Here is a 1661-nt window from a genome sequence, read left to right as displayed (position 1 = left end):
GCTTCCTTGGTCTGCATGCTGCCGCCGATGGCAGCGAGGGCACGGCCACGGCCACCGCCCACGAGGCCGCCGAGTGCGCCGCCGACACCGCCAGCATCGCTGTTGCTGAACACGATTTCGGGCGACAGGCCGTAGTCCGAAGCCACCATCTGGCCCCGGCCGAAGTTGCTGCCGCCGCGCATTTCACCCGACTGCTGCAGCGCGCGTTCACGCGTCATGGCGTTCATGCCGGCCGCGCCGCGCTCGACCACGATGAAGCAGTTCGATTGCTGCACCAGCAAGCGCAGCAGGTTGGCCGTGGGCGGCAGGCGGTATTCGCCGGTGAGGATGGTGTACCAGCCCGCATTCACGTTCTCGATCAGCGAGACGGTGCCGAGCGGCGATTCGCAGCGCTCGAGCTGGCTGCTCGCGTTGTCGGTGGCACCACCTGCGGCGCTGCCGGTGGCCATGGTCTTAGCCGACTGGCTGCCCATTTGCATGTCGGTCGTGGCGCAACCGGTGAGTAGAACTGCGCCGACGGCGATGGCCGCGAGCGGGAACGTGGTGAGCTGCATGGTGGACTCCCTCTGTTTGTTCAGAGATCTGTGAGTGAAAAAACTAGCGGTCGAGGATACGCGCAAAGGATTGCAGGAATCAATCAAACGAACGCCAGCCCCCGAGTTCACAACACTAGGCCGTTCGGCGGATGCGCTCGATCAATCCGTTGAGTGCTTCGATGGAGCCGAAGTGAATGGCGAGCTCGCCGCTTTCCTCGATGCGACCGCCGCGCTTGCTGCGCTTCTTGATGCGCACCTCGACCTCGGCAGTGAGCAGGTCGGCCAGTTCTTCTTCCACGCGCTGCAGGTCGCGCGACTTCTCGCCGTCGTTGCCGCGGCGCGTTGGCGTGAGCGTGAACTCGGCCGCGAGCTTCTTCACCAGCGCCTCGGCTTCGCGCACCGACATCTTCTTGGGGGCGATGTGGTTGGCGGCCGTGATCTGCGTACCGCGGTCGAGCGACAGCAGCGCGCGGGCGTGGCCCATGTCGATGTCGCCGGCCATCAGCATCTGCTGCGCGGGCTCGGCGAGGTTCAGCAGGCGCAGCAGATTGCTGGCCGCGCTGCGCGAACGGCCCACGGCCTGTGCGGCCTGTTCGTGAGTGAGCCCAAACTCGTTCACCAGGCGTTGCAGGCCTTGGGCTTCTTCCAGCGGGTTGAGGTCTTCGCGCTGAATGTTCTCGATGAGCGACATCGCCGCGGCGGCTTCGTTGGGCACGTCGCGCACCAGCACCGGCACGCTGTCGAGGCCCGCGAGCCTGGCGGCGCGAAAGCGGCGTTCGCCCGCGATGATTTCGTACTCGGCGTTCTTGGCTTCAGCCGATTCGGCATCGAGCCGGCGGACCAGGATCGGCTGCATGATGCCCTGCGCCTTGATGCTCTCGGCCAGTTCGTAGAGCGCGCCTTCGTCCATGCGCGTGCGCGGCTGGTAGACGCCGGCGACCATCTGGTCGAGCATCAGCGTCGTCGGGTTCCTTTGCGCGCCGCCCTCTTCCGTGCCCGAGACGCCGCCGTTGCCGTTGTTGTCGGAGGAAGGCGCGGCCGTCGGGCCGAGCAGCGCTTCGCGGCCGCGGCCCAGGCCCTTGGGTTTCTTGGTCGCCATCAGTTCTTTTCTTTCGAGATTTCGTT

1 protein-coding gene and 1 pseudogene are annotated in these 1661 nt (G+C 66.0%); both read right to left on the bottom strand.

Translation table 11 applies throughout. From position 1 onward, the window contains the following. Nucleotides 1-554 (bottom strand): annotated as a pseudogene (locus ACSFA3_RS22665) (peptidoglycan-binding protein); the annotation flags it as partial. A 115-nt stretch (nucleotides 555-669) separates the two neighbouring features. Then, entirely contained in the window at nucleotides 670-1635 is a 966-nt protein-coding gene (locus ACSFA3_RS22660) for a ParB/RepB/Spo0J family partition protein (RefSeq protein ID WP_435507725.1), read from the bottom strand. Nucleotides 1636-1661 lie beyond the last annotated feature (26 nt).

The organism is Variovorax glucosi (genome assembly GCF_051216695.1).
GTDB lineage: Bacteria > Pseudomonadota > Gammaproteobacteria > Burkholderiales > Burkholderiaceae_C > Variovorax.
Note: the sequence above shows the minus strand (reverse complement) of the source record. Positions and strands in the feature narration are given on the sequence as shown.